The 24,233-nt window shown below is 70.6% G+C and carries 23 protein-coding genes and 2 pseudogenes; 13 read left to right on the plus strand and 12 right to left on the minus strand.

Annotation, left to right across the window (positions count from 1 at the left end; all coding sequences use genetic code 11):
• From ACFWP5_RS04545 to ACFWP5_RS04560, 4 genes and pseudogenes are all read right to left on the minus strand, one after another.
• Positions 1-164: pseudogene (locus tag ACFWP5_RS04545) on the minus strand (LLM class F420-dependent oxidoreductase); the annotation flags it as partial.
• A 235-nt stretch (positions 165-399) separates the two neighbouring features.
• Positions 400-636: a CDGSH iron-sulfur domain-containing protein gene (locus ACFWP5_RS04550; RefSeq protein ID WP_384150094.1), complete on the minus strand. Its 237-nt coding sequence runs from the start codon at positions 634-636 to the stop codon at positions 400-402.
• The gene (locus tag ACFWP5_RS04555; RefSeq protein WP_384150097.1) at positions 617-1,270 is read right to left on the minus strand and encodes a HemK2/MTQ2 family protein methyltransferase; all 654 of its coding nucleotides are present in this window, start codon (positions 1,268-1,270) and stop codon (positions 617-619) included. The genes ACFWP5_RS04550 and ACFWP5_RS04555 overlap by 20 nt, the downstream gene beginning before the upstream one ends.
• On the minus strand, positions 1,267-2,319 hold the full coding sequence (locus ACFWP5_RS04560; protein ID WP_384150100.1) for an iron-containing redox enzyme family protein: 1,053 nt from the start codon (positions 2,317-2,319) through the stop codon (positions 1,267-1,269). The genes ACFWP5_RS04555 and ACFWP5_RS04560 overlap by 4 nt, the downstream gene beginning before the upstream one ends.
• A gap of 169 nt (positions 2,320-2,488) precedes the next feature.
• Between ACFWP5_RS04560 and ACFWP5_RS04565 the strand changes: the two genes are divergently transcribed.
• The 6 genes from ACFWP5_RS04565 to ACFWP5_RS04590 all read left to right on the plus strand — a co-directional run bounded on the left by ACFWP5_RS04565 (position 2,489) and on the right by ACFWP5_RS04590 (position 10,875).
• A complete protein-coding gene (locus ACFWP5_RS04565; protein WP_384150103.1) occupies positions 2,489-3,799 on the plus strand; it encodes an acetyl-CoA carboxylase biotin carboxylase subunit family protein in 1,311 nt (436 codons plus the stop codon).
• A gap of 7 nt (positions 3,800-3,806) precedes the next feature.
• A complete protein-coding gene (locus ACFWP5_RS04570; RefSeq protein ID WP_384150106.1) occupies positions 3,807-5,828 on the plus strand; it encodes a CocE/NonD family hydrolase in 2,022 nt (673 codons plus the stop codon).
• A gap of 385 nt (positions 5,829-6,213) precedes the next feature.
• Positions 6,214-6,525, plus strand: coding sequence for a DUF3040 domain-containing protein (locus tag ACFWP5_RS04575; RefSeq protein ID WP_384150109.1), 312 nt, complete (start codon positions 6,214-6,216; stop codon positions 6,523-6,525).
• Positions 6,522-7,577 carry a DNA topoisomerase IB gene (locus tag ACFWP5_RS04580; protein ID WP_384150112.1) on the plus strand — a complete coding sequence of 352 codons (1,056 nt, stop codon included), beginning with the start codon at positions 6,522-6,524 and terminating at the stop codon, positions 7,575-7,577. Before ACFWP5_RS04575 ends, ACFWP5_RS04580 begins: the two co-directional genes overlap by 4 nt.
• Before the next feature lie 38 nt (positions 7,578-7,615).
• A complete protein-coding gene (locus ACFWP5_RS04585; RefSeq protein WP_384150115.1) occupies positions 7,616-9,154 on the plus strand; it encodes an FAD-dependent oxidoreductase in 1,539 nt (512 codons plus the stop codon).
• Between the two features lie 248 nt (positions 9,155-9,402).
• Positions 9,403-10,875: an aminotransferase class I/II-fold pyridoxal phosphate-dependent enzyme gene (locus tag ACFWP5_RS04590; protein WP_384150117.1), complete on the plus strand. Its 1,473-nt coding sequence runs from the start codon at positions 9,403-9,405 to the stop codon at positions 10,873-10,875.
• 520 nt (positions 10,876-11,395) lie between these two features.
• On the opposite strand, the gene ACFWP5_RS04595 is transcribed toward ACFWP5_RS04590, so the two are convergent.
• The gene (locus tag ACFWP5_RS04595; protein WP_384150537.1) at positions 11,396-11,629 is read right to left on the minus strand and encodes a DUF2637 domain-containing protein; all 234 of its coding nucleotides are present in this window, start codon (positions 11,627-11,629) and stop codon (positions 11,396-11,398) included.
• 90 nt (positions 11,630-11,719) lie between these two features.
• Between ACFWP5_RS04595 and ACFWP5_RS04600 the strand changes: the two genes are divergently transcribed.
• The 3 genes from ACFWP5_RS04600 (at position 11,720) to ACFWP5_RS04610 (ending at position 13,081) form a co-directional block, all read left to right on the plus strand.
• Complete coding sequence (locus tag ACFWP5_RS04600) at positions 11,720-12,328, plus strand: flavin reductase family protein (protein WP_384150120.1); 609 nt, start codon at positions 11,720-11,722, stop codon at positions 12,326-12,328.
• A gap of 112 nt (positions 12,329-12,440) precedes the next feature.
• Positions 12,441-12,935, plus strand: coding sequence for a TetR/AcrR family transcriptional regulator (locus tag ACFWP5_RS04605; protein ID WP_384150123.1), 495 nt, complete (start codon positions 12,441-12,443; stop codon positions 12,933-12,935).
• A complete protein-coding gene (locus tag ACFWP5_RS04610) occupies positions 12,935-13,081 on the plus strand; it encodes a hypothetical protein (protein WP_384150126.1) in 147 nt (48 codons plus the stop codon). The genes ACFWP5_RS04605 and ACFWP5_RS04610 overlap by 1 nt, the downstream gene beginning before the upstream one ends.
• Positions 13,082-13,210: 129 nt before the next feature.
• On the opposite strand, the gene ACFWP5_RS04615 is transcribed toward ACFWP5_RS04610, so the two are convergent.
• Together ACFWP5_RS04615 and ACFWP5_RS04620 are read right to left on the minus strand one after the other, a co-directional pair.
• On the minus strand, positions 13,211-14,845 hold the full coding sequence (locus ACFWP5_RS04615; RefSeq protein WP_384150129.1) for an MFS transporter: 1,635 nt from the start codon (positions 14,843-14,845) through the stop codon (positions 13,211-13,213).
• 507 nt (positions 14,846-15,352) lie between these two features.
• A complete protein-coding gene (locus ACFWP5_RS04620; RefSeq protein ID WP_384150132.1) occupies positions 15,353-15,808 on the minus strand; it encodes a MarR family winged helix-turn-helix transcriptional regulator in 456 nt (151 codons plus the stop codon).
• 194 nt (positions 15,809-16,002) lie between these two features.
• Between ACFWP5_RS04620 and ACFWP5_RS04625 the strand changes: the two genes are divergently transcribed.
• Complete coding sequence (locus tag ACFWP5_RS04625) at positions 16,003-16,971, plus strand: alpha/beta hydrolase (RefSeq protein ID WP_384150135.1); 969 nt, start codon at positions 16,003-16,005, stop codon at positions 16,969-16,971.
• Between the two features lie 107 nt (positions 16,972-17,078).
• On the opposite strand, the gene ACFWP5_RS04630 is transcribed toward ACFWP5_RS04625, so the two are convergent.
• Entirely contained in the window at positions 17,079-17,456 is a 378-nt protein-coding gene (locus tag ACFWP5_RS04630; protein WP_384150138.1) for a MarR family winged helix-turn-helix transcriptional regulator, read from the minus strand.
• A gap of 87 nt (positions 17,457-17,543) precedes the next feature.
• On the opposite strand from ACFWP5_RS04630, the pseudogene ACFWP5_RS04635 reads away from it, so the two are divergent.
• Positions 17,544-19,025 (plus strand): annotated as a pseudogene (locus ACFWP5_RS04635) (MFS transporter).
• Positions 19,026-19,237: 212 nt separating this feature from the next.
• Positions 19,238-19,525, plus strand: a complete 288-nt coding sequence (locus ACFWP5_RS04640) for a DUF6332 family protein (RefSeq protein WP_384150140.1) — start codon at positions 19,238-19,240, stop codon at positions 19,523-19,525.
• Here the strand turns inward: ACFWP5_RS04640 and ACFWP5_RS04645 are convergent.
• The 3 genes from ACFWP5_RS04645 to ACFWP5_RS04655 form a co-directional block, all read right to left on the minus strand.
• Positions 19,486-20,151, minus strand: coding sequence for a response regulator (locus ACFWP5_RS04645; protein WP_384150143.1), 666 nt, complete (start codon positions 20,149-20,151; stop codon positions 19,486-19,488). The two genes, ACFWP5_RS04640 and ACFWP5_RS04645, sit on opposite strands and share 40 nt — an antisense overlap.
• Complete coding sequence (locus tag ACFWP5_RS04650) at positions 20,148-21,383, minus strand: sensor histidine kinase (RefSeq protein ID WP_384150146.1); 1,236 nt, start codon at positions 21,381-21,383, stop codon at positions 20,148-20,150. The genes ACFWP5_RS04645 and ACFWP5_RS04650 overlap by 4 nt, the downstream gene beginning before the upstream one ends.
• Before the next feature lie 221 nt (positions 21,384-21,604).
• A complete protein-coding gene (locus tag ACFWP5_RS04655; RefSeq protein ID WP_384150149.1) occupies positions 21,605-22,297 on the minus strand; it encodes a TetR/AcrR family transcriptional regulator in 693 nt (230 codons plus the stop codon).
• 209 nt (positions 22,298-22,506) lie between these two features.
• Here ACFWP5_RS04655 and ACFWP5_RS04660 point away from each other — a divergent pair, with 209 nt between their 5' ends.
• Positions 22,507-22,956: a nitroreductase family deazaflavin-dependent oxidoreductase gene (locus ACFWP5_RS04660; RefSeq protein ID WP_384150152.1), complete on the plus strand. Its 450-nt coding sequence runs from the start codon at positions 22,507-22,509 to the stop codon at positions 22,954-22,956.
• Here the strand turns inward: ACFWP5_RS04660 and ACFWP5_RS04665 are convergent.
• Positions 22,946-24,214, minus strand: a complete 1,269-nt coding sequence (locus tag ACFWP5_RS04665; RefSeq protein WP_384150155.1) for a geranylgeranyl reductase family protein — start codon at positions 24,212-24,214, stop codon at positions 22,946-22,948. The genes ACFWP5_RS04660 and ACFWP5_RS04665 overlap by 11 nt on opposite strands.
• Between the last annotated feature and the right edge of the window lie 19 nt (positions 24,215-24,233).

The raw sequence follows: 24,233 nt of genomic DNA on the forward strand, positions 1-24,233 counted from the left end.
ACGCTCCACGCGTAGGGGGCGTGACCCTGGGACTCCAGCCAGGGGAAGTAGTGGTCGGACGTGACCGAGAAGTCGAAACCCGCGCGCTCGGCCCCGACCACATGGCCCACCAGCTCCCGCGGACCGGCCTGCTCGGTCATCATCGTGTACCCGATCTTCACCATGACGCTCATCTCCCTCGCTGGTCACCTGCGCGAATACGATCCTCGGTCCCGTCACCGCCTGCTCGCGGGCCCCGTCCACGGAACGCCGAAGGGCCACACGGCCGACCCCGTCAGCTGTCGGTGGCCCCACACCGGGGCGGGTACCCCTCTCGTGACCTCTCGCACGGCCGAAGTTCCCCGCGCCACACGGAGCCGACCGGTCGGCCGGTCGGCCGGTCGAGCACCATCGAAGGGTTCAGGAGTCGTAGGCGGCTCCGTCGTCCGGCCGTCTCGGCCGTTCGGACCTGCGGTGACTGGTGTCGCACCACGGGTAGGTGCGGCTGCGTCGGCAGGTGCACAGGGCGACACAGAACCGGTCGGACGACACGGTGGTGCCGTCCTCCAGCGTGACGTCCACCGGTCCTTCCACCAGTAGGGGCCCCGCGCGCCGGGCCACTATGCGGCAGCGCCGTTCATCCGAGTCGTACGGCACGAATGATCACCAGCTCTTCCTTCTCGGCGTCGCCTTCGATCAGGCCCCGGCCGCGCAGCCAGCCGCTGCGGGAACGCAGGACGGGACCGAAGGCGACGCTGCGGCGTTCCACGATGTCGGCGCGCAGTCCCGCCGCCCGCAACCGCCGCAGCGATTCTTCCGGGCCGCTCAGCGCGGACTGGACCACGAGCAGCACTCCGCCGGGTTTCAGGAGTCCGGGTGCGTCCTGGCAGATCCGGTCCAGCACGAGACGGCCGTCGTGCCCCGCGTCCCAGGCCCGGGCCACGCCCCGGCGGGGGCAGGCGCTGGTGGGGGCAGGCACATACGGCGGGTTGGACAGGATGAGGTCGAAGGCCCGGCCCGAGACGGGAGCCAGCAGGTCGCCCCGTCTGACCCGGACGGGCAGACGCGCCAGCAGCGCGTTGACCTTGGTGTTGAGAGCCGCTCGCCAGGAGATGTCGATCGCCGTGACGCGGGCGCCGAGCCGCGCCGCGACCAGTGCGACGGCACCTGTTCCGGTGCCCACGTCGAGGACTTCGGCGTGCGGGGGAAGATGCTCGTCGCGCAGGAGTCGGACGAGCAGGTCGGTGTCGTCCTGCGGGCTGTAGACGCCGGGCAGAGTGACCGTGGTCATGGGGTCTCGTCTCCGGTTCTCACGGATGCCCGGGAACCTGTTGGTGGTCGGAACGCCGGTCGGGCAGGTATGCGCAGTGACGACTCCTCCGCCCGCCACGCACCGAGAAGGCGTTCGGCGAGGCGGTCTTCGAGATACGTGGTGGCGTCCGCACCGAAGGCGACATCGCCGTCGAGGTGCGGCTCCTCTTCGAGCAGACCCGCTACGACGTCCCGGCGGACGACTTGTTCGTGCACCGCGTCGGCCTCGACATGCTCGTCGTAGAAGTGCTCGGCGGCCGACCCGGCGCCGGTGCGCCGCATGGCCTGGGCCAGGCGCCGTGAACCCGGCGACGAGGTGATCTCGACAGTGGCGAAATGTCCCACCAGGGCCCCTCGCAGGGCGCGGTGCAGGCCGAAGAGGGACATCAGGTTCACGGTGGCGAGGGCCTCGGCACCGGTCGCGTCGAGATAGTGCCCGTACGCCGTGTTCAGTTCGAGGTCGGCCATGAGATCGGCGAACAGGCGGGCGTGCACGCGATCCGCACGGCCCGCGCCGAACTCGTCGAACTCCACGGCCGCCATGCCCGCCTTCGCCCGGCCCCACAACCGGGGCAGCACCCACGCGTGCGGATCGGCTTCCTTGAGGTGGTAGAGAGAGCGCTGGGCGGCGTACTCACGCACCTGCCACAGCTCTCCCTCGTCCCGCAGGAAGTGGCTGACGCCCGAGCCGTCGACGGGTTCGACGAGCAGTTCGTCCAGTGCCTCGTCGGCGTGCTTGTGGACGGTCGCGGTGTCACGGAGGGTCCGGAGAAACAGCTGCTCCAGGGCTGCCCGGACCTTGAGCAGCTCGGGGTCCCACTCACGGTCGGCCTCGACGTCGGCGAATCCCCGGTAGTGCAGTTCGTAGCAGATGTAGAGGGCGAGCTGGAGATCGTCTCCGAGCGGGGCGGCGAAGGAGACCTCCTTGCTGTCCGGTAGTGGTCCCGTATCACGCAGATATTCGATGATCGCCGCCGAGATCCGACCACGGGCGGACGGCAGGGCCGGCTCTGACGATGTGACGCTCATGCACGCCGGGTACCCGTGATCCAGAAGCTCGCACATGAGCGGTTGTGGGGCGTTCGCGGTAGGGACCCGTTCCACCCGAGAGGCCCTGACGCCGTCGGGGCTGTCGCCGTATGCCTGGTCGCGGCGCGGGTACACGGCGGGTTCCGTACCCCGATCCCTGGAGCCGTCAGTGAGCCCACGCCCCCGCAACGTATTCGTCGTCGGTCTCGACGAGGCCAACCTGCGAACCCTGCGGGCCGCTCCCCGCGCCGAAGAACTGCGCTTCCACCGCCTGCTGACCATCCAGGAGCTCCAGCACGGCGAGGTGACCGTACCGGACCTGATCGACCGGGCCCGGAGCGTGCTGGACGGCTTCGACGGGCCGATCGACGCGATCGTCGGCTACTGGGACTTCCCGGTGAGCACACTCGTGGCCCTGCTCGGAAAGGAGTACGGGACGCGCGCCACCACTCTGGAATCGGTGGTCAAGTGCGAGCACAAGTACTGGAGCCGTCTCGTGCAGCAGGAGGTCACCGAGGAGCATCCGCGCTTCGGCCGGGTGGATCTCGACGCGGCCGACCCGCGGCCTCCGGAGGGCGTGCGCTTCCCGATGTGGCTCAAGCCGGCGCTGTCGTACTCCTCCGAACTCGCCTACGGAGTAGGCGACATGGAGGAGTTCCGCACGGCCGTGGAGCACATCGGCCAGGGCATCCACCGCGTCGGCCGCCCCTTCGAGTACATCCTGGACCAGCTCGACCTGCCCCAGGAGATGGCCGGCGTCGGCGGCCAGGTCTGCCTCGCCGAGGAGACGCTCAACGGTGTCCAGGTCGCGGTCGAAGGGTACGAGCACGACGGCGAGATCACGGTGTACGGCGTTCTCGACTCGATCAACTACCCGGATTCCACCAGCTTCCTGCGCCACCAGTACCCCTCGTCCCTGCCGGATCCGGTGCAGCAGCGCCTGCGCGAGGTGTCGAAACGGGTGATGCGGCACATCGGCTGGCGGCAGGCGACCTTCAGCATCGAGTTCTTCTACGATCCGGCCACCGACGCGATCTCGATCCTGGAGATCAACCCCCGCCACTCCCAGGCGCACGCGGAGCTCTTCGCCTTCGTCGACGGCGTACCCAACCACCACTGCATGCTCGCCCTCGCGCTGGGCCGGGATCCCGCGATGCCGTTCCGGCAGGGTCCGTACGCCCTGGCCGCCAAGTGGTACTACCGCTGGTTCACCGACGGAGTCGTCGGCAGGGTGCCTCCGCCCGAGCAACTGGCCCGCGTCGAGAAGGAGATACCCGGCGTCCGCGTCGACATCGTGCCCGACGAGGGGCAACGCCTCTCGGACGTCGACCAGCAGGACAGCTACAGCTACGAGGTGGCGCACATCTTCACCGGCGGCGCCGACGAACACGAGCTGCGCGAGAAGTACGACCGCTGCGTCGCCGCGCTACGACTCACCTTCGACCACCCGACCGACCGCAAGACCGACCGCACGACCTGAGAGACGTATGCGATACATCGAGAATCTCCCCCATGCCACCAGGCAAGAGGACCACGTCAGGATCCCGATGCCGGACGGCGTCCACCTCTCGGCACGCGTCTGGCGCCCGGTGTCCTCGGACGGCGCCCCCGTCCCCGCGATCCTGGAGTACATCCCGTACCGCAAGGGCGACCTGAGTTCGGTCCGCGACTCGATCCACCACCCGTACATCGCCGGGCACGGCTACGCCTGTGTCCGCGTCGACCTGCGCGGTACCGGCGACTCCGAGGGCATCCTCACCGACGAGTACCTGGAGGTCGAGCAGAGCGACGCCGAGGCGGTGCTCGACTGGCTGGCCGCGCAGCCCTGGTGCGACGGCACGACCGGGATGATGGGCATTTCCTGGGGCGCGTTCGCGGCGCTGCAGGTGGCCGCCCGGCGGCCCGCGAGTCTGCGGGCCATCGTCATCTCCTCGTTCACCGACGACCGCTACGCCGACGACATGCACTACATGGGCGGCGCGATGCTGTCCGACAACCTCGCCGAGGCGGGCACCATGTTCGCCTACGCCACGTGCCCGCCGGACCCGTCCGCCGTGGGCGAGCGCTGGCGCGAGATGTGGCACGAAAGGCTCGAAGCCGCCGAACCGTGGGTCCTGAACTGGCTGCGCCACCAGCGTCGCGACGGCTACTGGCGGCACGCGTCGGTGTGCGAGGACTACGCCGCCGTCCGCGTCCCCGTCCTCGCCTCCAGCGGCTGGGCCGACGGCTACTCCAACGCGGTGACCCGCCTGCTCGCCCACCTGGACGGGCCGCGCAAGGGAATGATCGGCCCCTGGTCCCACAAGTACCCGCACCTGGGCGAGCCCGGACCCGCCATCGGCTACCTCCAGGAAGTGGTGCGCTGGTGGGACCACTGGCTCAAGGGGGCGGACAACGGAGCGATGGACGGCCCGATGCTCCGGGCGTGGATGCAGGACAGCGTGCCGCCGTCCACCTCGTACGAGGATCGCCCCGGCCGGTGGGTCGGCGAGCCCACATGGCCCTCGGGGCACGTGCGCGACACCGCGTACGCGCTGCGCTCCCGACACCTCACCGCCGAGGACGAAGCCCTCGCCGACGGAGGGAACCAGACGCTGAAGTCCCCGCTGTCCGTGGGCCAGTTCGCCGGAAAGTGGGCCTCCTACAACGCCCCGCCGGACCTGCCCTACGACCAGCGCGAGGAGGACGGCGGCTCCCTGGTCTACGAGACCGAGCCGCTGACGGACCGGCTGGAGATCCTCGGGGCCCCGCGCGTCGAACTGGAGGTGAGCGCGGACCAGCCGGTGGCCATGGTGGCCGCCCGGCTCTCGGACGTGGCCCCCGACGGCAGCGCCACCCGGGTCACCTACGGCGTCCTCAACCTGACGCGCCGGGACGGCACGGACGAGCCCGCCCCGCTGGAACCGGGCCGGCGCGAGCGGGCCACGCTGCACCTGAACGGTGTGGCGCAGGCCTTCCCGCCGGGCCATCGCGTACGGCTCTCCCTGTCCACGTCGTACTGGCCGCTGGCCTGGCCACCGCCGAGGCCCACGCTCCTGACCGTGCACGAGCAGCCGTGCCGCCTCGTCCTGCCGGTCCGCCCGGCCGACGAACCGGACACCCCGGCCCCCTTCGAGGCGCCCGAGGGCACGGCCCCCCTCGCGACGACACAGATCACACCGCCCGAACAGCGCTGGGAGGTCACCCGCGACCTGATCGACTACGGCGCGGCGTTGAACATCGTCAAGGACCGCGGCACGGTCCACTACGACGCCATGGACCTGGACGTCGGCTGCCGTGCCGAGGAGCGGTACACCTCGGTCGCCGACGACTTCACCTCACCGGCCGGCGAGGTGACCTGGACGATGAGTTTCCGGCGCAGGGACTGGGACGTACAGGTCCGCACCAGCACCCGGCTGACCTGCGACGCCGAGACGTTCCACGTCAACGCCACGCTGGACGCGTACGAACGCGGTCGACGCGTCGCCTCCCGGACGTGGAACGAATCGATCCCGAGGGACGCGCTGTAGACCGTGCGCCGACAGGCCGTTCAGACGGGACTCCGCTCGCTCGGGCACGACCCGACTCGCTCAAGACGGCAGGGTCGCGAGAAGCGCGGTGAGCAGGCAGAGAAGCAAGGGGACGGCGAAGGCGATGTGCGCGCCGAGGGGAAGCACGGCAGCGACCACCAAAACCGGCCAGTCCGAATGCGGTTCTCGCCGAGGCCGGCCCCTTCTACGGCGCGTGCGAGGCACCGAGTGCCGGGAAAGCCGTACGAAGGCTCCGGCCCGGCCGCTGGAAGGCGTCGGTCGGCTTTTGCGGGGAACTCGTCCGGTCATCAGCACCGAGGACTCCCGCGCCGACCCGGAGCGGAGCGGTCCGGTGCCTCAGCACGGGACGAACGAGGTACTCACCGTGGAAAGCCGAAACAACCCCGATGACGTCGCACTGTCGTCGCAGGAACGCCTCGCGCTGTGGCGTATCGAGGCGGAACTCCGCCAGGACCGACGCCTGGCCCGGCGGATGCGCCACCCGGTGGCCCGGCCGTGGCTGCCCCTGTCGGTGGCCGCCCTGACGTGTGCGTCGCTGCTCCTCCTCGTCGTGGGGATCCTCACCTCCGACTCCGCCGTCCTGTGGTGCCTCGCCGCGCTGTGGCCGATCACCCTCCTGCTGGCTTCCCGGATGCTGCGCCGTCCGGCCGGCGCCGAGGACCACACCAGGTCATGACCGTGAACTCCGCGCCGTCGCACGGCGGTTCACGGCGGGTCCGGTTGCGCGACAGCGACATCCACCGGCCGGGAATCACCCGGATCCGCTGCGGGCGAGGGTTCCGCTACGTCGATCCCGGCGGCCGCTCCATCACCGGCGAAGTCGAGAGGCAACGCCTGCGTGACCTGGTCGTACCGCCCGCGTGGAAGGACGTGTGGATCTGCCCTGAGGCCAACGGGCACATCCAGGCGACCGGTACCGACGCCGCGGGGCGACGCCAGTACCTCTACCACCCACGGTTCCGGGAGCAGCAGGAGGCGGCCAAGCACGAGCACGTCCTCGAAGTGGCCCCCGCCCTGCCCCGGCTGCGGAAGCACACGGCCGAGGACCTCAAGGCCCGGGGACTGTGCCGGGACCGTGTGCTGGCCTGCGCGGCGCGCCTGCTCGACCTGGGGTTCTTCCGGATCGGGAACGAGTCGTACCGCCGCGACAACGAGACGCACGGCCTCACCACGCTGCTCCGCGAACACGCCTCGTGCCACCACGGCGAGGTGCGCCTCGCCTATCCGGCCAAGGACGCGAAGGACGTGTCGCAGGCGCTGGCCGAGGAGTCCGTCTGCCGGGCCCTGCGCTCGCTGCTGCGCCGCCGTGACGACGGCGAGCGCCTCTTCGCCTACTGGCGGGCCGGTGCCTGGCACGACGTGCACGCGGACGATCTCAACGCCTATCTGCGCGAGCGCACGGACACCGACCTCACGGCCAAGGACTTCCGCACCTGGCACGCCACCGTCCTCGCGGCCGTCGCCCTCGCCGTGGCGGAACCCGTCGCCGCGGCATCCCGCACCGCCCGCAGACGCGCGGTGACACACGCCGTCCGTGAGGTGGCCGGCTACCTGGGAAACACGCCGGCGGTCTGCCGCGCCTCGTACATCAACCCCAGGGTCGTCGAACTCTTCGAGGAGGGCCGGACGATCGCCCCGGCCCTCGACGACCTGGGCGCGGGGGTCCGCTTCGGCGAACCGGCCACGCAGGGTGTCGTGGAGGAAGCCGTGCTGCGGCTGCTGGCGTAGCCTCGCGTATCCCGTCGCCCCGTGGGCACCCGGCGACCATGAACACCGAGACAGGAACCGAGGCCGGAACCGAGGGATCGTACTGGCTGGAGACCGCACCGCCCGGCGAGCCCGCTCCCCCGCCGTCCCATGACCTCTCCGTCGACGTCGCGGTGGTCGGCGGCGGCATCGCGGGACTCAGCGCGGCCTGGGAACTGGCCAGGCAGGGACGCGAGGTGGCCGTACTGGAGGCCGGACGGCTCGCCGCCGGGGTCACCGGTCGCACGACGGCCAAGCTGACCGCCCTGCACACGCTGGTCTACGACCATCTCCGCCGCACCCGTGGCCCTGAGGGCGCGCGGCTGTACGCGCGCTCGCAGTCCGCCGCGATCAGCCACGCCGCCGAGATCGTCGAGGAGTTGGGCATCGACTGCGAGTGGGAGGAGGCGGCGGCCTTCACCTATGCCGAGGACCCCCGGGGCGTGGCGGAGCTGCGAGCCGAGGCAGAGGCCGCACGCGGGGCGGGACTGCCGGCCGACTTCGTCACGGAGACCGACCTGCCCTTCCCGGTGGCCGGCGCGGTCCGGGTGACGGGGCAGGCCCAGTTCCATCCCCGGAAGTACCTGCTGGCGCTCGCGGACGACCTGCGACGGCGCGGCGGTGCCGTGTACGAGAACACGCGGGTCGTGGGCCTCAGCGAGGGCGAACCCTGCGTGCTGACGACCGACGCCGGCGTGTCGATCCGCGCCGGAGAGGTCGTGATCGCCACGCACTACCCCGTGTTCGACAGGGCCCTGCTCTTCACCAGGCTGTCCCCGAGGCGGGAACTGGTGGTGGCCGGCACCGTCGACGAGGCCCTGGCACCTCGGGGCATGTACATCACGCCCGAGCAGGCCACGAGGTCGGTCCGCAGCGCACCGTACGACGAGGGCAAACGCCTGCTGATCGTCACCGGGGAGCACTTCACCCCCGGTGCCGCCGACGTCGAGGAACGCTTCGCCCGACTGTCCGCCTGGGCCCAGGACCGCTTCCCGGGTCTCACCCTCACGCACCGCTGGGCCACCCAGGACAACGACTCCACCGACTCGGTGCCCCTCGTCGGACCGCTCCACGCCGGCAGCCGCCACACCTACGTGGCCACCGGCTTCGGCGGCTGGGGACTGAGCGGCGGCATCATGGCGGGCGGCCTGCTCAGCGACCTCGTCCGCGGACGCGAATGCGAGTGGAGCGGCCTCTACGATCCACGCCGCCTGGCCTCCGTGATCCGGGAGGGCGGGTCCTTCCTGAGGCAACAGGCGCACGTGGCCCAGCACTTCGTCGGTGACCGGTTGCCACCGCTGACGGGCCCCGCACTGGAGGACATCCCTCGCGGCGAGGGTGCCGTGGTACGGACGGGCGGCCGGCAGTGCGCCGTTCACCGCGACGAGACCGGCCAGCTCCACGCGGTCTCGGCCCGCTGCACCCACCTGGGCTGCATCGTGGCCTTCAACCCCGCGGAGCAGGCATGGGAATGCCCCTGCCACGGTTCCCGCTTCGCCCCGGACGGACAGATCCTCCAGGGGCCCGCCGTACGGCCGTTGGAGAAGCACGACATCTGAACGGCACGGCGTTTCACGGCCGTTGCCGACGGGAACCCGGTGAACACCCCGTCGAGAATGCCAGACGAACCAGACCAACGGCGTACGTACGTGGGTCCGCGCGGTGGAGAGCAGTGGTTCCCCGGTTACGGCGCACAACGGGCGCGGAGTGGAACATCGTCCGGGGCGAGGACCGAGCGGCAAGTGGTCACGGCGGTGCCGGCATCCCCGGCCTGCATGATCGCCACGCCGCGGGGAACCCGGCCGCCATGGCTGCGAACCAGGCTGAGGCCCCGATTCTCGAAGCGCTCGCCCGCTACGCGGACGCGGACGAACTGGGGTTCACTCCCCCGGGCCACAAACAGGCACGCGGCGCGGACCCCCGCGCCCGCGCGGTACTGGGTGACGCCGTCTTCTACGGTGACGTCCTGGCCAACGGCGGCCTGGACGACCGGCTCACCCGGGGCCGCGTACTGGAGCGGGCCGAGAACCTGATGGCCGACGCGGTACACGCGGACCACACGTTCTTCTCGACCTGCGGCAGCTCCCTGTCGGTGAAGGCCGCCATGCTGGCGGTCACCTCCCCCGGCCACCGGCTCCTCGTCGGACGTGACGCCCACAAGTCGGTGGTGGCCGGACTCATCCTGTCCGGTGTCGAGCCCGTGTGGGTGGAACCCCGATGGGACACCTCCCGCCACCTCGCCCATCCCCCCTCGGCGGCGGCCTACGCCAAGGCGTTCGCGGAGCATCCGGACGCGGACGGTGCCCTGGTCACCAGCCCCACCCCGTACGGAGCCGCCGCCGACCTCAACGGCATCGCCGACGTCTGCCACCGGCTCGGCAAGCCGCTCATCGTGGACGAGGCATGGGGAGCCCACCTCCCCTTCCACGACGACCTGCCGTCATGGGCCATGGACGCCGGCGCCGACATCTGCGTGACCAGCATCCACAAGATGGGCAGCGGCCTGGAACAGGGCTCGGTGTTCCACCTCCAGGGCGACCTCATCGATCCCGCCGAACTGGCGTCGCGGGCCGACCTCCTCGGCACGACCAGTCCGAACGTCCTGATCTACGCCGGCATCGACGCCTGGCGTCGGCAGATGGTCCAGCACGGCAACGAACTCCTCGGCCGGGCACTGGAGTTGGCGGCACGCACCCGCACGGCCGTCGAAGCGATCGACGGCTTCCACGTCAACGACGCGAAGGACTTCTGCGGCCCCGACCTCGCCCACGACTTCGACCCGCTCCCGGTCGTCATGGACATCGGCGAACTGGGCACCACCGGCTACCGCGCCGCCGACTGGCTGCGGGCCCACCATCACATCGACGCCCACCTCTTCGATCACCGCCGTATCAGCGCACAGCTCACCCACGCCGACGACGAGCAGACCACCACCCGTCTCCTGACGGCCCTGCGCGACCTGGCCGACCACACCGCCGAACTGCGGGACGCCCCCGAGGTCGCCGTCCCGTCACCCGCCGAACTGCGGATGGACCAGGCCCGCCAGCCCCGCGACGCCTACTTCGCCCAGCACACGAAGGTCCCCACGGCCGAAGCCGTCGGCAGGATCGCCGCCGAGATGATCACCCCCTACCCGCCCGGCATCCCCGTGGCCCTGCCCGGCGAACGCCTCACTGAGCCCGTGCTGAAATACCTGGTCACTGGAGTCGAGGCCGGCATGTTCCTGCCGGACGCGGCCGACCAGCGACTGAACACCGTACGGGTCGTCGAGGAGGACTGACCCGCGCCCCGCGCGCCGAAGCCACGAGCCCGCCCCCTTACCAGCGACGCGACTCACGCCCCGCCAGACCCTCGCCCCCGGAGTACTCGCGAGGGTGCCCGGAGAACCGCCGCCACTCGCTCCACCGGGAGAGACGATGCCCGGCTTCGGACATCTCCTGTGCAGGTAGCGACGAGTTGGCGCAGCGACCGGCGACTGCAGGGCCGGCTGAACCTGGCAGGACGGATGGTGGCCGTCCGGATGACAGAGTCCTCGTCGTCAGGGCTGAGTCGGCGAAGACGTAAAGCCCCGGCCGACCCGTCGCTGACGCCCTCGGACCACACACGCAGGACGCCGTGATGCCCTCAGCCAGATCTGTCCGCCGGATCACCAAGTCCACCAACACCTCTGATATCGCCACGGTTCAAGCGAACAAGAGCGGTCAGCTGTCGCGATCGCCGCGCGCCGACACACAGCTCCTTCCGCAAGGTCTCAGCAGACATGGACCGCTGACGCGGACCCCGGTGTCGGGCATCAGGCATCAGCGCCCGTGCCAACAAGGGATCGTCGCCCTGCAAACGGTCACCCTTCGCCGGACCATTGCTTTCAGACACGTCAGCCCTCGCACCGACCGTTTCAGCAGACCAACTGTCGCCAAGAGCAACAGCCCGTCAACCGACAGCGGCCACAACGAGGCACTGACCGCGTCCGCTCCACCCTGACGGGCAAACTCCCGCTGGTGCACGTAGGAGGCATCGGCGGCCACCCCCGCCACGACCAACGCACACAGAGGACGGATCCAGACTTCAGGGTCAAAGCCACGACTGGTGGCCTCGGCCTCGTGGGCATCTGGTATATCGCTGGTATGCGCACTGAATTCAACCCGGCCCGGCTGGAGCCGATGGCGGTCTATCGCCTGCTCACGTCGACTGTCGTTCCGCGCCCCATCGCCTGGGTCTCGACCGTCTCCGCCGACGGCGTCGACAATCTCGCTCCCCACTCCTTCTTCACCGTCGCGTCGGCCGCGCCGCCCATCGTGCAGTTCACCTCGGTCGGTCGTAAGGACTCGCTGCGCAATGTCGAGGCCACCGGGCAGTTCGTGGTCAACCTCGCCCCGGAGTCGCTCATCGACGAGGTGAACAAGACCGCCACGGACTTCCCGGAAGGTGTCAGCGAGTTCGACGCCGTGGGGGTGGAGCGCGAGACCAGCGCACGGGTGAAGGCACCGCGCGTCGCCCGTTCCCCCGTGGCCCTGGAGTGCGAACTGCACAGCACGCTCCGGCTGGGCAGTTCCACCGTGGTCTTCGGGCGGGTGGTCCACCTCGCGATCGACGAGACCGTCCTGGAGGACGGCCATCCGGAGATCACTCGGCTGCGTCCCCTGGCCCGCCTGGGCAAGGACGAGTGGAGCACCCTCGGCGAGGTTCTCGACCTGCGCCGCATCCGATACGCCGACTGGCCCGAGTCGAGCTGAGAGGGCGTCCCCTCTCGGCACTTGAGGTAAAAGACCTGGTCAGAGCCCCAATTCCAAGCACGCCGTCCCGTACACGGCGGCATATAGCCGACCCATGCAAGCAACTGGGCGGATGGAGCCGACGCCCCGCAGGAACCTGCGCGAAGAGCAGAAGATCCTCACGCATCGCCGACTGCTCGACGCGGCCGTCACGGTGTTCACCGAGAAGCCGTTTCTCGATGCGCGGATGGAGGACACCCAGGCGGCAGGGGTGACACGAGCCACGGTCTACGCCCACTTCCCCAGCAAGGCCGAGATCGTCGACGCGCTGGTGGACGGTGTGTACGGCGTGGTGGGCGAGGCGTACGCCGACCTCGCCGACCTCGCCGCGCTTCCGCGCTGGACCCGGGCCGGCATCCGCACCTGGCTGGACGAGGCCGCGACCCGCCGGCGCGAGATGGCACCCGTCCGCCGCGTCGCCAACGCGGCGGCTCCGGCGGCGCTCCGCAGTCTCGGCGAGGGCCGGGTGCAGTACGTCGAGGCGCACGAGCGCCATGTCGCGATGCTGGTCGGTCCCCCGGAGCGCTGGCGGGGCGTCGATCCCGGGGGGCTCGCCAACGAGCGCTGATGGCCGTGCTGCAAACCGAGTCGTTCTCCGCCGCCTGGATCGCCGTCGAGTGGCCGCTGGAGACCGCCGACCCCCTGCACCTGACGGCCGACTCCCTGTGCCACCTCCTCGCCCCCGCGTTGGAGAACGACAGCGGCATCGGCTGACGGCGGGCCGCACGCATCGACTCGTAGGTGCGGGCATCGACCGACGGCCAACGGGACGTATCGCATGGGTGGCTGCCCCTCGGGACTCTTCACCCGAAGGACAACCACCCCTCACGCACAGGCCGTTGCTCAGCCGGCCTCCCCAACAGCCGTCGCCCCGGCGGCCGGATGCGTCGCAGCGGCAGCGGCCTCGCTGTGCGGCGCGCGGGCGCGGATGCCGATCGTGACGAAGGCGACGGCCGCGGCGACCAGCATGCCGATGCCTCCGACCAGGGCGCAGGTGTGCAGCGCGTCCGTGAAGCTCGCGCCGTAGGCGGCCAGGGCCTGGCCCGTCGCCTCGCCGGTGTTCAGGTGGAGGAAGGCGCCCGCCTGGATGCCGGCGCCGTTGACCATGCCGATGACCTGGCCCTGGTCGGCCGGTGCGAGGCCGGACGCGGCGACGTGTGCGGGCAGGGTGCCCAGGGTGCGTTGGGTGAGGACCACACCGAAGATGGCGGGGCCCAGGGCGCTGCCGATCTGCCGGAGCGCGCTGTTGGCGGCACCGGCGGTGCTGCCCTGGCGGCGCGGGAGGCTGTTCATGGCGATCGTGGTGATCGGGGCCATCGCCAGCGCGATGCCGATGCCCAACACCGCGATGACCAGGGCCGCTTCGCCGGTGCCGGTGGTGGCGTCGAAGAGGTTGACCAGGAGTGCCCCGATACCGCCGACGAGCAGGCCGGTCACCAGCACGAGGCCCGGCGAGAACCGGTGCATCAGCCGGCCGACCACCGGACCGAGGACGACGGTGAAGCCGTTGAGCGCGATCAGGCGGACCCCGATGTCCCAGGTCGAGGCGTGGTGGACGAGGCCGAAGTACTCGCTGAGCGAGAAGACCAGACCGACCTGCGCGAACAGGGTGAGCGCCATGACGAACGCGGCCCCTGAGAACGCCGAGGACTTGAACAGGCGCATGTCCAACATCGGGCAGCGCGAGCGCAGTTCGACCAGGACGAAGGCCGGCAGGGCGAGCGCCGCCACGACGAACGCGGCCACGACCTCGGCCGAGCCCCAGCCCGGGGCGCCCCCGCCCTCGATGACGCCGTAGACGATGGCGGTGATGGCGACGATCGCGAGGAGTTGGCCGGGTATGTCGAGGTGGCGTTCGCGGTCCGAGCGGGAGTCGACCAGGGCGAAGGCGCCGACCAGGACCGTGACGGCGCCGATGGCCAGGGTGGGCAGGAAGATCCAGCGCCAGCTCGCGTGCTCCACGATCAGGCCGTTGAAGAGCGGGCCGAGGGTCAGACCGAGGCCGAGGGCGGCGGTCCACAGGGCTATCGCGGCGCCCCGCTTGCGGTGGTCGGGGCAGACGTGGCTGATCAGACCGAGGGTCGCGGGCAGCAGGGCGGCGGTGCCGACGCCGGTGAGCGCCTGGCCGACACAGACCTGGACGACGCTGTGAGCGGTGAGGGCGACGAGGCAGCCGATGCAGGACAGCGTCAGGCCGATCAGGTACATCTTCTTGCGGCCGAAGAGGTCACCGATGACACCGCAGGTCAGGAGCAGTGCGGCGGTCGGCAGGATGAAGGCGTCGGTGATCCATTGAAGCCCGGTGGTGGAGGCGTCGAGCGCCTGCTGGATCACCGGGAGCGCGACCGACACACCGACGACCGGCAGGTAGGAGACGAAGACTCCCACGCAGGCCAGCGCGATGGTGGCGGTGACGTTCCGGGACGGGGAGTCCGGCTGAGGGGACGGAGGCGAGACTTCGGAAACCAGGGTCGGCATGGCACCTCAAGACGTCGTACGGGGCGGGTTGACGGGGTGTGAACTGCGCGTGGCGTTCCGTGCGTGGCTAGGGGCCTGTCTGACAATTCCCGTCGTCGCCCGGAGGGCGGCCGCGCGGCGTCAGGTGCGTGCTCTCGGCGTGCCGGGCGTAGACCCTCGTACTGGACGTACTTGGGTCTGCGCCCGGTGCGGCGAGTGGGGGCACCTCCCACGCCCTTAAGGCAGTGGGGGAGCGTGCATGGCGTCGCGAGGCAGACGGGAATTGTCAGACAGGCCCTAAGGCGGGGGTGACGGTGCCGACTCCGTCAATCGCGTCCCGCGGCCCGGAACTTGACGTGGTTGTCCGGCTCGAATCTCCATTGACGTAAGCCATTTCTTTTCGGGAAATCGCTTCGGACCGTATACCGGGGACCCGGTCCAGGAGATGCCGTTGGACCTGCAAACTAAGCTGAACAGCGGCGACGACACACCGCCCCGCCGAGCGGAAACGCGCAGGTGGCGGGCGGTTCAGCCCGCGGAGACGTTGGTGGTGATCAGCCGGAGGAGCTGCTTGGCGAGGGCGTCCTGAGCGGGGGTCAGGCCCATCGCGTCGCCGATGGCGAGGGGCACGGCGGCCGCCTGCTCCCGCATCCGCTCCCCCGTGTCGGTGAGCCGGATGGCGACCGAGCGTTCGTCGTCCCGCCGACGTTCGCGGCGCAGCAGACCGTTCGCCTCCAGCCGCTTCAGCAGGGGGGAGAGGGTGCTGGATTCCAGCTGGAGCGCGGTGCCCAGGTCCCGTACGGAGATCGAGTCCTGCTCCCAGAGCACGAGCATGACGAGGTACTGCGGGTAGGTCAGCCCCAGCTCTTCCAGCAGCGGCCGGTAGCGGGCGGTCACCGCGCGGGACGCCGCGTACAGCGCGAAGCACAACTGGTCGTCGAGGAGCAGCGATCCCTCGGCCGGTTCCGCGGCGGCTGGGCTCATGGTGCGACTCCTCGCTCCGGCGCCTCCGGCGCTCTTCAGGGCAATCACCACCTTATCGTTCGGGTTCGGTCGATTCTATCGAGCACGCTTCAGTTGTGCACGACTTAATAGCGCGCTACTGTCATCCCCATACCGCACCACCGGCCGAGTCCCCGCCGGAACCCGCCCGCGGCACCCGATCCGAGGAGATCGTCATGACCGACAGCAGCGCACCCCGCCCCGTTCTCGAACCCGCCGCCCAGGCCTTCGTCGAGGCGACCGCGAACCCGCCGTACCTGTTCGACCTCGCCCCCGCGGAGGGCCGCAAGGCGGTCGACGAGGTCCAGTCCGGCGCCATCGCCGGGCCCGCTGTCGACGAGGAGTGGATCACCGTGCCCGGCGGCCCGACCGGCCAGGTCAGGACCCGCGTCGTGCGCCCGGCCGGGGTCACCGGCACGCTCCCCGTGATCATCTACATCCACGGCGCGGGCTGGGTCTTCGGCAACGCCCACACCCACGACCGGCTCGTCCGCGAACTCGCCGTGGGCGCGAACGCCGCCGTGGTCTTCCCGGAGTACGACCTCTCCCCCGAGGCCCGCTACCCGGTCGCCATCGAGCAGAACTACACCGTCGCCCAGTGGGTCGTTCAGCAGGGCGCGACCAAGGATCTCGACCCGACCCGCATCGCGGTGGCCGGCGACTCCGTGGGCGGCAACATGACCGCCGCGCTGACGCTCATGGCCAAGCAGCGCGGCGACGTCCCGCTGCTCCAGCAGGTGCTCTTCTACCCGGTCACCGACGCCGCCTTCGACACCGGCTCCTACGACCAGTTCGCCACCGGCTACTTCCTGCGCCGCGACGGCATGCAGTGGTTCTGGGACCAGTACACGACCGACGAGGCCGAGCGCGCCCAGATCACGGCCTCCCCGCTGCGCGCCACGACCGAACAGCTCACCGACCTGCCCCCGGCCCTCGTCATCACCGGCGAGGCCGACGTCCTCCGCGACGAGGGCGAGGCCTACGCCAACAAGCTCCGCGAAGCCGGAGTCGCGGTCACCGCCGTCCGTTTCCAGGGCATCATCCACGACTTCGTGATGCTCAACGCCCTGCGCGAGACCCACGCCGCCGAAGCCGCCATCACCCTGGCCGTCGAGACGCTGCGCAGGGCGCTCGCCTCCGGCTGACGTACGGCACGCCGGGCAGCCCTCCCCAGGGGCGGCAGGTGCGGGATCTGCCGCCTCACTCGGGGATGACGCGTCGCCGGCCACGCCCGCCGCATGAGCGGGGAGCGTCAGCCGGTCAGCATCTTCGTCAACACCGCACGCTGCAACGGGAGTACCTCACCGTGCAGCGTGCGCCCCTTGTCCGTGAGGGTCACGCGTACGCCGCGCCGGTCCTCCGCGCACATGCCGCGCTCGACGAGGCCGTCTTTCTCCAGCCGGGCGATCAGGCGGGACAGGGCGCTCTGACTGAGGTGGACGCGCTCGGAGATCTCCTGGACGCGGAACGTGCAGCACTCGCCGGACAGCACGTCGAGCACCTCGAAGTCGCTGCCGCACAGGCCGTGTTGATGCAGAGCGCGGTCGAGTTCGCACTGCGTGCGGGCGTGCAACGCCAGCATCTCCCGCCACTGGTCCACGAGCGCCTGCTCGGCCTTCTTCGCCGCCATGACAGCGCACCGTAGCAGAGAAGCGAGTTTGTTGCATCGTAATTAAATGCGTTCGCATTCGATGCATGCGCATGTAGCGTCTGCGGCATGACCTCTCCGCTCTCCCCTTCCCTGTCCGAGGGACGTTGGACTCCCCGGCTGTGGGGCACCCTGCTGGTGCTCTGCGCCGCGATGTTCCTGGACGCGCTCGACGTGTCGATGGTCGGTGTCGCCCTGCCCTCCATCGGCTCCGAACTCGACCTCTCCACCTCGACGCTCCAATGGATCGTCAGCGGCTACATCCTGGGATACGGCGGGCTGCTCCTCCTCGGCGGCCGGACCGCCGACCTGCTCGGCCGGCGTCAGGTCTTCCTGGTCGCCCTGGGTGTCTTCGCGGTGGCCTCACTGCTCGGCGGGCTCGTCGACTCGGGCCCGCTGCTGATCGCCAGCCGCTTCATCAAGGGCCTCAGCGCGGCCTTCACCGCACCGGCCGGCCTGTCGATCATCACCACGACCTTCGCCGAGGGCCCGCTGCGCAACCGCGCCCTGTCCATCTACACCACCTGCGCCGCCACCGGTTTCTCGATGGGCCTGGTGCTCTCCGGCCTGCTCACGGAGGCCAGTTGGCGGCTCACCATGCTGCTGCCCGCACCGATCGCGCTGCTCGCCCTCCTCGCCGGCCTGAAGCTCCTGCCGCGCAGTGAACGCGAGAAGGACCACAACGGCTACGACATCCCGGGCGCGGTCCTCGGTACCGCGTCGATGCTGCTGCTGGTGTTCACCGTCGTACAGGCACCGCAGGCCGGATGGGCGTCGGCCCGAACCCTCCTCTCCTTCCTGGCAGTTGCCGTCCTCCTGACCGTCTTCGTGTTCGTCGAGCGGCGCTCCGCGGGGCCGTTGATCCGGCTCGGGGTGCTGCGCTCCGGCAACCAGATCCGCGCCCAGCTCGGCGCGATGGCCCTCTTCGGGTCCTACGTCGGCTTCCAGTTCCTCGTCACGTTGTACATGCAACAGCTGCTCGGCTGGTCGGCGTTGCACACGGCGCTCGCCTTCCTGCCGGCCGGCGCGCTGGTGGCGGCGTCCTCGACGAAGATGGGCGCGATCGTCGACCGGTTCGGCACCCAGCGGCTGATCGTGGTGGGCTTCGCGCTGATGGTCGTGGGGTACGCCCTGTTCCTGCGGGTCAGCGTCGATCCCGGGTACGCGGCGGTGATCCTGCCGTCGATGCTGCTGATCGGAGCGGCCTTCGCGCTGGTCTTCCCCTCGCTCAACATCCAGGCCACCAACGGGGTCGAGGACCACGAACAGGGCATGGTCTCCGGGCTGTTGAACACCTCGGTGCAGGTGGGCGGCGCGATCTTCCTGGCCGTCGTCACGGCCGTGGTCACCGCCCACGCCCCCGCACATGCCACCCCGTAGGCGGTGCTGGACAGTTACCGGCCCGGATTGGTCGTGGTGACGTTCATCGCGCTCGCCGGATTGCTGATCACGCTGCCGGGGCTGCGCACCCGCCGTACCCAAGAGTCCATCGTCGTAGCCAAGTCCACTGCGACGGAGGCGGAGGCGGAGCGCGTGGCGGTCCGTGACTAGGCGCTCCGCGGATGGCCGGTGCGTCGTCCGCGGGTCCGTCGTGGCCGGTCGCGCCCACGCGGCGGAGCCGCATGTCGATACAGCCCCGCGGCCTTCAGGGCGCGGCTGAGCGGGACCGATTCACGACGGACCAGCTCATGGGGACGCCTCCCCTGGTGTGCGCCCGGCGGAGCTGCTTGTTCCGCCGGGCGCACACGTGTGAGACTTTCGGGATGACGACGATCGGGGGACGGCGCACGCAGGCCGAGCGGGACGCGATGACCGTCGAGATCGGGTACGCGCTGGTCAGCGCGGCGTTCGTGGCGGCGGTGCTCTTCGGGGCGGTGGCCGGTCCGGCGCTGCTGTTCGAACTGCCGGGCACCGTCGAGACGTTGCTGGTGCGCGGGGCGCTCGTGCTCGTGCCGGTGGTGTTCTTCGTCCGGGTGGCGACGGTGCTGTACGGGTATCGGCAGGGGTCGGCTCAGCCCAGCCAGCCGGGGCGTACCAACCCCGACTCGTAGGCCAGCACGACGAGTTGGGCCCTGTCCCGGGCGCCCAGTTTCACCATCGTGCGGCTGACGTGGGTCTTCGCGGTCAGCGGGCTGACGACCAGGCGGCGGGCGATCTCGTCGTTGGAGAGGCCGATGCCGACCAGGGCCATCACCTCCCGTTCCCGCTCGGTGAGTTGGGTGAGGGCGTCGGCGGTCGCGGGTTCCTTGGAGCGGGCCGCGAACTCGGCGATGAGGCGGCGGGTCACCCCGGGTGAGAGCAGCGCGTCGCCGTCGACCACCGCCCTTACGGCGCGCAGGAGTTCGTCAGGTTCGGTGTCCTTGACCAGGAAGCCGGAGGCGCCGGAGCGGATCGCCTCGAAGACGTACTCGTCGAGTTCGAAAGTGGTCAGCATGACCACCTTCACGTCCTTGAGGTCGCCGTCCCCGGTGATCCGGCGGGTCGCGGCGAGGCCGTCGAGCAGCGGCATGCGGATGTCCATCAGGACGACATCGGGGCGCAGTTCGCCCACCGCGCGCACCGCTTCCTCACCGTCGGACGCCTCACCGGCCACCTCGATGTCCGGCTGCGCGTCCAGCAGCGCCTTGAAGCCGGCCCGGACCAGGGCCTGGTCGTCGGCGAGCAGTACGCGGATCACCGGTCGTCCTCCTTCGGCGTGACCTTCAACGGCAGTACGGCGAGCACCCGGAAGCCGCCGTCCGGGCGCGGGCCCGCCTCGATCGTGCCACCCAGCGCGGCGGCCCGCTCCCGCATTCCGGCCAGCCCGTTGCCGCTGCCCCCGGCGTCCGCGCCGGTCGCGGGCCCGTCGTCGTCGATGCGCAGCCGTAGCTCCCGGGGGTCGTGGTCGACGTGCACGCGCGCGTGCCGCGAACCGGAATGTCGTACGACATTGGTGAGCGCCTCCTGGACGATGCGGAAGGCGGCGAGGTCGGTGCCGGGCGGGAGGCGGGGCGGTGTTCCGTCGAGCGCGACGGTGAGGCCCGCGCTCGCCGCCTGCTGCGCCAGTTCGGGCAGCCGGTCGAGGCCGGGGGCCGGGGCGCGCGGGGCGTCGCCCGGGGTGCGCAGGGTGTCGAGGACCTGACGGACCTCGCCGAGTGCTTCCTTGCTCGCGGCCTTGATGGTGGTGAGGGCGGTGCGGGCCTGCTCGGGGTCGGAGTCGAGGAGCGCGAGGCCGACGCCCGCCTGGACGTTGATGACGGAGATGCTGTGCGCGAGGACGTCGTGCAGTTCGCGGGCCATCCGCAGCCGTTCCTCGTCGGCGCGGCGCCTGACCGCCTGTGCGCGCTCGGCCCGTTCCCGGGCCCACTGTTCGCGGCGGGTGCGGGCCAGTTCGGAGATCGCGGCGATGGCGACGAACCCGGTGGTGACGGCCACCTCGCCGCCCCAGGGAGCGGCGTTGTCGTGGGCCGGGGGCAGCCACCGGTAGAGCCAGTGCCCGACCAGGAGATGCGCGGCCCACAGCACACCGAGCGCGGTCCAGGCCGCCCAGCGGCGCCCGGCGACGACCGCGCTGAAGCAGCCGAAGGCGACCGTCACGAAGACGGGCCCGTACGGATATCCGGCCCCGAGGTAGACCACGGCCGCCAGCGCCGTACCGAAGGCCACCGCGACCGGATACCGGTGGCGCCACAGCAGCATCGCGCCGCCGGCGAGGAGCAGCGCGCGGGCATAGGGGTCCAGCGGTACGCGGCCGGGCTGGCCGCGCGAGGCGAAGGCGCTGCCGACGAGCACGAACACGGTGATCAGCAGGGTGGAGCGCCACGGCCAACGGTGCGTGACGTCCGCCGGGCCGCCGTCCCGGCCGTTCCACCACGGCGGCCCCTGACGCCACCAGGGCGGTCCCCCGCGGCGTACCCGCTGCTCGTCCATGCACCTCACGCTAGACGCCGGGCGACGTCGGCGGCGTCAGCCGGACGGGGTGATCACGCGTACTTCCCGGGGAGTACGTCCGGCGGGCGGGGCCATGTACTCCGGTCCACTACGGCGCCCCATAAGGGGCGCGGGGCGGTACCAATATGCGGCTCCGCCGCGTGGGCGCGACCAGCCCCCACCGGGCCCGCAGACAAAGAACCGCGCACCCAGCGGAGCACTCACGCGTCGGCGAGCCCCACTCCGAGCGCAAGCCGTCGTACCGCATGCCGAAAGAACGCCTCCCGATCCTCCACCACCCGGCGGAACTGACCGAAGAGCTCGAAGCTGACCAGTCCATACAGCTCGGCCCACGCGGCGACCAGGGCCACCGCCACCGCGGGCGGAAGGTCACCGGCGAAGTCCGCGACCATGCGCTCCCCCTCGGGATGGAGGTCCGCCGGGAGCAGGGGCTCGGTCAGGGTGCCGGCCTGGTGGGCGTCCCGCGCGATGCCGATGAGGAGAAGGGCGACACGGGCGGCGGACGGGACGGTGGTCTCGGGAGCGACGTAACCAGGAACCGGCGAGCCGTAGATCAGCGCGTACTCGTGCGGATGCCCGAGCGCCCACCCCCGCACCGCCTCACACACAGCGACCCAGCGCCGCACCGGAACCGCGTCCGCCACCTCGGAGTGCGCCGCCTCCGCGGCCTCGCCCAGAGAGTCGTACGCATCGATGATGAGAGCGGTCAGCAGGTCGTCACGGCTGGGGAAGTACCGGTACAGCGCGGAGGAGACCATGCCCAGCTCACGCGCCACGGCACGCAACGAAAGCTTCGAGGCACCCTCCGCGGCGAGCTGTCCGCGCGCCTCGTCCTTGATGGCCGCGGTGACCTCGATCCTGGCTCGGGCGCGGGCGCCCTGTGTGGTGCTCATACGAGCCAGTGTGGCATGGAATCGGATCAGTGCACACAAACAAGAGCGGCGAACAAAAACAAGAGCACTGCTCTTGCATTGGATCGCCGTACCGATGCAGACTGTTCTCAAGCGAGAGCAGTGCTCACAAAAGTGAGCGCCGTTCCCGCCAGGACTTTCCCATTCGGGACTTTGCCTTCAAGGTTCCCTTCTCACCTCTCGGAGTCGTCATGAGCACGCACGTCCAGAAGCCCGGCTGGTTCACCGTGAACGTCTTCAACCGCGCCGTCGCCTGGTTCGCCCGCCGCGGTCTCAGCGTCTGGGGTTCACGGGTGCTGGCGGTCCGCGGTCGCAAGAGCGGCGAGTGGCGGACCACTCCGGTGAACCTGCTGACGGTGGACGGACAGCAGTACCTCGTCGCCCCGCGCGGGCACGTCCAGTGGACGCACAACATGCGCGCGGCGGGCGGCGGCGAGCTGCGGCTCGGCAAAAAGGTCGACGCGTTCACCGCGACCGAGGTCACCGGCGACGACAAGGTGCCGCTGCTGCGCGCCTACCTCAAGCGCTGGAAGGCCGAGGTCGGGGTGTTCTTCGGAGGAGTCGGCCCGGACTCCTCCGACGACGAGCTGCGCCGGATCGCCCCCGACCACCCGGTGTTCCACGTCACGGTCAGGAGCTGACCTCGCCCTCCACGGGCTCCGCGGGCTCCTCGCGCTCCACCGGCTCCGCGTTCCTGCGGTCGATCGCGGTCAGCGCGCGCTGGGCCATCGGATGGCTGCGCACGAGTTCGCCCAGCGTCGTCGAGCCCCGGGTGATGTCCATGAAGGCCTTCCAGGCCGGCCGGAATCCGGTGAGCGCGGCGTGGAAGAGACCGGGGCGCCGCTCGAACATCGACAGCATGCTCTTGCCGACGCTCATCTCGACGCCGAGCCCCGCCTTGATCGCGAACGCGTAGTTCAGTGCCTGGCGGCGGGTGTCCACGGCGTCGTGCGCCTCGGCGATCCGCACCGCCCACTCCCCCGCGAGCCGTCCGGACCGCAGCGCGAACGAGATGCCCTCACGGGTCCACGGCTCAAGGAGTCCCGCCGCGTCACCGCACACCAGCACCCGCCCGCGCGACAACGGTGAGTCGTCCGCCCGGCAGCGGGTCAAGTGCCCGGAGGAGATGCTCGGTTCGAAGCCGGCGAGGCCGAGCCGGGCGATGAAGTCCTCCAAGTACCGCTTCGTGGCGGCGCCTTCACCGCGCGCGGAGATCACCCCGACCGTGAGCGTGTCGCCCTTGGGGAAGACCCAGCCGTAACTGCCGGGCATCGGGCCCCAGTCGATGAGGACCCGGCCCTTCCAGTCCTCGGCGACCGTCTCCGGCACCGGGATCTCCGCCTCCAGGCCCAGGTCCACCTGGTCGACCTTGACCCCGACGTGCGCCCCTATGCGGCTGGCACTGCCGTCGGCGCCGACGACGGCCCGCGCGAGCAACGTCTCGCCGCCCTGCAGGACCACGGCGACCGTGCGCCGGTCCGGGACCGCGGAGCCGTGCTGCTCGACTCGTGTCACTGTGACGCCCGTACGCAGCTCGGCGCCCGCCTTCTGCGCGTGCTCGACCAGCTGCTGGTCGAACTCGGGCCGGTTGATCAGCCCGAACAGCATCTGGCGGGAGCGGCGTGTCCGCGTGAACCGCCCGTTGTTCGAGAACGTTATGGCGTGCACCCGGTCCTTCAACGGCAGTTCGAAGCCGGGCGGGAGGGAGTCGCGCGAGGGTCCGATGATGCCGCCGCCGCACGTCTTGTAGCGGGGCAGCTCGGCTTTCTCCAACAACAGCACACGCCGTCCCGCGACCGCAGCCGCATAGGCGGCCGAAGCCCCCGCGGGTCCCGCGCCCACCACGACGACGTCCCACACCCGCTGTTCGTCGTCCGCCGACGAGTTCTCGCTGCTCACGATGGTCTACTGCTCCCGA

It is taken from the genome of Streptomyces sp. NPDC058469 (assembly GCF_042721125.1).
GTDB lineage: Bacteria > Actinomycetota > Actinomycetes > Streptomycetales > Streptomycetaceae > Streptomyces.

What these genes read in the sequence shown, in the direction of transcription:
- ACFWP5_RS04555 (WP_384150097.1), bottom strand. Translation starts at nt 1,270, where the DNA reads ATGACCACGGTCACTCTGCCCGGCGTCTACAGCCCGCAGGACGACACC.
- ACFWP5_RS04560 (WP_384150100.1), bottom strand. Translation starts at nt 2,319, where the DNA reads ATGAGCGTCACATCGTCAGAGCCGGCCCTGCCGTCCGCCCGTGGTCGG.
- ACFWP5_RS04570 (WP_384150106.1), top strand. Translation starts at nt 3,807, where the DNA reads ATGCGATACATCGAGAATCTCCCCCATGCCACCAGGCAAGAGGACCAC.
- ACFWP5_RS04580 (WP_384150112.1), top strand. Translation starts at nt 6,522, where the DNA reads ATGACCGTGAACTCCGCGCCGTCGCACGGCGGTTCACGGCGGGTCCGG.
- ACFWP5_RS04585 (WP_384150115.1), top strand. Translation starts at nt 7,616, where the DNA reads ATGAACACCGAGACAGGAACCGAGGCCGGAACCGAGGGATCGTACTGG.
- ACFWP5_RS04590 (WP_384150117.1), top strand. Translation starts at nt 9,403, where the DNA reads ATGGCTGCGAACCAGGCTGAGGCCCCGATTCTCGAAGCGCTCGCCCGC.
- ACFWP5_RS04600 (WP_384150120.1), top strand. Translation starts at nt 11,720, where the DNA reads ATGCGCACTGAATTCAACCCGGCCCGGCTGGAGCCGATGGCGGTCTAT.
- ACFWP5_RS04605 (WP_384150123.1), top strand. Translation starts at nt 12,441, where the DNA reads ATGGAGCCGACGCCCCGCAGGAACCTGCGCGAAGAGCAGAAGATCCTC.
- ACFWP5_RS04610 (WP_384150126.1), top strand. Translation starts at nt 12,935, where the DNA reads ATGGCCGTGCTGCAAACCGAGTCGTTCTCCGCCGCCTGGATCGCCGTC.
- ACFWP5_RS04615 (WP_384150129.1), bottom strand. Translation starts at nt 14,845, where the DNA reads ATGCCGACCCTGGTTTCCGAAGTCTCGCCTCCGTCCCCTCAGCCGGAC.
- ACFWP5_RS04620 (WP_384150132.1), bottom strand. Translation starts at nt 15,808, where the DNA reads ATGAGCCCAGCCGCCGCGGAACCGGCCGAGGGATCGCTGCTCCTCGAC.
- ACFWP5_RS04625 (WP_384150135.1), top strand. Translation starts at nt 16,003, where the DNA reads ATGACCGACAGCAGCGCACCCCGCCCCGTTCTCGAACCCGCCGCCCAG.
- ACFWP5_RS04630 (WP_384150138.1), bottom strand. Translation starts at nt 17,456, where the DNA reads ATGGCGGCGAAGAAGGCCGAGCAGGCGCTCGTGGACCAGTGGCGGGAG.
- ACFWP5_RS04640 (WP_384150140.1), top strand. Translation starts at nt 19,238, where the DNA reads ATGACGACGATCGGGGGACGGCGCACGCAGGCCGAGCGGGACGCGATG.
- ACFWP5_RS04650 (WP_384150146.1), bottom strand. Translation starts at nt 21,383, where the DNA reads ATGGACGAGCAGCGGGTACGCCGCGGGGGACCGCCCTGGTGGCGTCAG.
- ACFWP5_RS04655 (WP_384150149.1), bottom strand. Translation starts at nt 22,297, where the DNA reads ATGAGCACCACACAGGGCGCCCGCGCCCGAGCCAGGATCGAGGTCACC.
- ACFWP5_RS04660 (WP_384150152.1), top strand. Translation starts at nt 22,507, where the DNA reads ATGAGCACGCACGTCCAGAAGCCCGGCTGGTTCACCGTGAACGTCTTC.